This window comes from Mitsuaria sp. RG (genome assembly GCF_028369275.1).
Lineage (GTDB): Bacteria > Pseudomonadota > Gammaproteobacteria > Pseudomonadales > Pseudomonadaceae > Aquipseudomonas > Aquipseudomonas peradeniyensis.
Genome location: NZ_JAQMYQ010000090.1, coordinates 1 through 4,485, shown reverse-complemented (window position 1 = coordinate 4,485; position 4,485 = coordinate 1). Strand labels below are relative to the sequence as shown.

At 63.7% G+C, this 4,485-nt stretch carries 2 protein-coding genes; both read left to right on the top strand.

Features of this window, described 5'->3' with window-relative positions; genetic code table 11:
* Window positions 1–3,928: immunoglobulin-like domain-containing protein (locus POF53_RS25750; protein ID WP_498970021.1), on the top strand; the 3,928-nt coding region annotated here is incomplete at its 5' end.
* A gap of 144 nt (window positions 3,929–4,072) precedes the next feature.
* A complete protein-coding gene (locus POF53_RS25745) occupies window positions 4,073–4,432 on the top strand; it encodes a hypothetical protein (protein WP_498970019.1) in 360 nt (119 codons plus the stop codon).
* Window positions 4,433–4,485: the final 53 nt, after the last annotated feature.

Genomic DNA, 4,485 nt, shown 5'->3' with positions numbered 1-4,485 from the left:
AGCCCAGCAGCCGTCGTTCACCGTCAAGGTCAGCCAGAAGCTCGACCAGGACCTGACCGTGACCCTGAGCAACGGTGCCAAGGTAATCATTCCGGCTGGCCAGACCCAGGTCGAGTACAAGGCCGCCGCCCAAGGCGACGACGTGTTCAAGGATGGCAGCTCGCTGACCGTCGGCATCACCGATGCCGCGGTCACCGGCAAGACCTTCGAGAACCTCGAGCTGGGTGGCAACGCCACCGTGCAGATCAGCGATACCATCAGTGAAGTGGTCGCCACCCTGTCCGCCGACAAGACCACCGTCAGCGAAGGCGGCCAGGTCACCTACACCGTGACCCTGACCAACGCCCAGGGCCTGTCGGTCACCGGCCACAACGGCCTGACCTTCACCCTGACCGATGGCACCAAGGTCAGCATCCCGGCCGGCAGCGCCAGCGGCACCTTCACCATCACCGCCAAGGACGACCCGTACCTCGGTGGCCAGCCGAACATCGTCAACAAGATCGAAACGGTCGCCGGTGGCGACAACTTCGAGAAACTGACCCTGGGCAGCAATACCGTCACCACCAGCGTCACCGACGAGCCGAGCGGCCAGGGCGACCTCACCACCGTCGGCATCAGCGGCGACACCTCGGTGACCGAAGGCGATACCGCCCACTACAACCTGACCCTGAGCAACCCGTCGAAGTCCGAGGTGACCATCACCCTGACCTACAGCGGCACCGCCACCGACGGCCAGGACTTCACCGGTGTGGTCACCGTGAAGATCCCGGCGGGCAGCAGCGGCACCACCTTCGACATCAAGACCATCGACGACAAGCTGGTCGAGGGTTCGGAGAACTTCACGGTCAAGATCAGCGGCGCCACGGGCGGCGGCTTCGAGAACCTGCAGGTCGACGCCGGCAAGTCCAGCGTCACCACCACCATCATCGACAACGACCACGCGCCGGTGTCGACCGGTGGCGCCGTGACCGGCAGCGAAGACACCGACTACGTGTTCAAGTGGGGCGACTTCAACGTCAGCGACGCCGATGGCAACACCGGCCTGTCGGTGACCATCAGCAAGCTGCCGGACCTGGGCAGCCTGAAGTTCTTCAACGGCACCTCGTGGGTCGATGTGTCGCTGAACCAGAACATCAGCCAGGCCGACATCGCCGCCGGCAAGCTCAAGTTCGTGCCGCTGGCCAACCAGTCGGGCGTCGACGGCTATGGCGGCAGCGGCGTGGGCAACAAGCAGGCCGACTACGCGCAGATCAAGTACAAGCCCAACGACGGCACCAACGCCGGCGGCGAAGTGACCATGAAGGTCGATATCGCGCCAGTGGCCGACAAGCCTGACCTGAACATCGGCAACAACAACGTCAACTCCATCGGCCTGCTCAAGGAAACCTGGAACAGCCTCACCGGCCTGGGTAACAACGGCAACGGCATCACCGGCGATGCGCTGAAGAACGTCTTCGCCAACTCCGGCAACGCCAGCAAGAGCGAGACCGTCACCGGTGTCGACACGGTCGCCACCGTGTCGCCTGGCACAGGCTCGAAGACCTCCGGCCTGATCTACCTCGAAGCCGGCAAGACCTATGCGTTCAGCGGCACCGCCGACGACAGCCTGCAGATCGTCGTCGGTGGCAAGAACGTCGCCAGCGGTACCTGGGGCTCGGGCAGCGGCGCCATCTCCGGCAGCTTCACCCCGACCACCAGCGGCTACTACACCCTGGAGATCTACAACGCCAACCAGTCCGGCCCCGGCAGCCTGGACGTCAACATCAAGGTGGGCAACGGCGCGGTCACCGACCTCAACAGCTCGAACATCCCGATGTACCCGAGCGTCAAGGACCTGACCAACGCCGGCGTGACCGTCGGCGACCTGCACGGCAGCAACAACCAGGGCTACTACGACGGCTACAAGCTCAACGAAGGCAGCGAGAACGGCGCCCCGGTCAAGCTGGTGGGCATCAGCACCAACCTCACCGACACTGACGGCTCCGAGGCCCTGAGCGTCAAGCTCAGCGGCATCCCGGCAGGCTCGGTGCTGGCCGACAATGCCGGCCACACCATCACCGTCGGCAAGGACGCGGTGGACGTCACCGGCTGGAACCTGGGCAGCCTGACCATCAAGCCACCGGCCTACTATGCCGGCCAGTTCGACGTGAAGGTCAGCTCGACCTCCACCGAGAGCGTCGGCGGCAGCACCGCGACCAGCGAAGGCACCATCAAGGTCACGGTCTACCCGCAGTCCTACACCACCAGCAACCTGTCCTCGGACAGCGACAACATCACCGGCACCGACGGCAACGATGTGGTGGTGGCCGACGTCACCGGCCTGCACGTGGTGCCGGGCCAGGACTACAACCTCGCCTTCATCGTCGACACCTCGGGCAGCATGGGCTCGTCCGGCGTGGATGCGGCGAAGAAATCCCTGGAGTCGGTGTTCAAGACCCTGGCCGCCAGCGTCAAGGGCGACCAGTCGGGCACCGTGAACATCCTGCTGGTGGACTTCGCCACCCAGGTCAAGAGCAGCGTTGCGGTAACCCTGAACGATGCCGGCCTGCAGCAGTTGCTCAACGCCCTGAACAACCTGCGGGCGGACGGCGGCACCAACTACGAGGACGCCTTCAAGACCACCGCCAACTGGTTCCAGAACCTCAAGGATGGTGGCAACACCGGCAGCAACCAGACGTTCTTCATCACCGACGGCAAGCCGACCTACTACCAGGCCAACGAGAACCCCAACCCGACCCTGGGGACCTCGGGCATCACCCTGGACACCTTCCTGGCTTCGATCAACTACAAGCCGGGCATGGCCTACAACGGCTACATCGACAGCAGCAACACCAACTACGTCAGCATCGACAACGCCGGCAACCTGCAGGTGCAGTACTACCGCAACGGCTGGAAATACGGCGTATCGGGCGAACTGCATGCCGAAGGCAACGGCACCTATGAGCTGTCTTCGCGTGGCGGCCTGGGCTACGACACCAACAGCACCACCACGAGCAACTCGCAGGACAGCTTCAAGCTGCTCTCGGGCCTGTCCCAGGTCGAGGCCATCGGCCTCAACAACGGCGTCAACACCAACGACCTGAAACCATACGACACCGACGGCAAGCCGCAGACCAACATCGACCCGAGCAAGCTGGCCGAAGCCATCCTCGGCCATACCGAAGTCACCCAGCCGGGCAATGACACGGTCAACGGCGGCGACGGCAACGACATCATCTTCGGCGACCTGATGGTCTTCGACGGTGTTGCCGGCACCGGTGTCGAGGCGATCCGCGGCTATGTCGCCGACAAGCTGGGCGTCGACGCGGGCAGCGTGGACGCACGGGCGATGCACAAGTACATCACCGAGAACTACGCCGAGTTCGATGTCTCGCGCAGCAACGACGGCGCCGACACCCTGCTGGGCGGCAATGGCAACGACATCATCTTCGGCCAGGGTGGCAACGACTACATCGACGGCGGCAAGGGCAATGACATCCTGCTCGGTGGCACCGGCAACGACACCCTGCTCGGCGGCGAAGGCAACGACATCCTGTTCGGCGGTGCCGGCAATGACATCCTCATCGGCGGCAAGGGTGACGACATCATGACCGGTGGCAGCGGTGCCGACACCTTCGTGTGGAAGTCCGGCGACCTGGGCAAGGACGTGATCAAGGACTTCAAGGCCAGCGAGGGCGACCGCCTCGACCTGAGCGACCTGCTCCAGGGCGAGAAGGCCAGCACCATCGACAACTTCCTGAAGATCACCACGGTCAATGGCGAGTCGACCCTGCAGGTCAGCACCGAAGGCAAGCTCAACGCCGCCGGTGGCCTGGCCAACGCCGACGTGACCATCAAGCTCGAGGGCGTGAACTGGTCCAACACCACGATCAACTCGTTGATCAGCGGCGCCGACCCGACCATCAAGATCGACAACTCCAACAGCTGATCCCTGCCTCTCTACGGCGGCCCGCAAGGGCCGCCGTTGGGGGCGCGGGCTTTTCCAGCCATCCCTTCACGCGCATACTCGTGCACCGGGCTTACATGCCCGGTGAACTTTGCCTATGCTGCTGACTACCAAAAAGGATTCATCGTGACGAGGGACGCCGCCATGTTCTACGTGCAACGCGACGCTGACGGCCGTTTGCTGCGGGTTGAAGCCGCCGAATTCGGTGGTTTTAACGACATGGTCCCGGCAGACAATGCCGAGATCCAGGAATGGTTCGCCGACAACGTTGTCGAGAACAGCCTCAAGCAGCTCAAGCAGAGCGACCTGGACATGATCCGGGTACTGGAGGACCTGATCGAGGTACTGACCGCCAAGGGCGTGTTCAGCATCACCGACCTGCCGCCCGGTGCCCAGGCCAAGCTGCTCAGTCGCGCCAGTGCACGTGAGGCGCTAGGCGGCCTGAACAACTTGATCGAGGACGATGAGAACGGCGGGTTGATCTGATCACCCAGCCCTTCGGGCTACGCTGTCTCGCAGGTAACAGAGTTCCAGCGTGG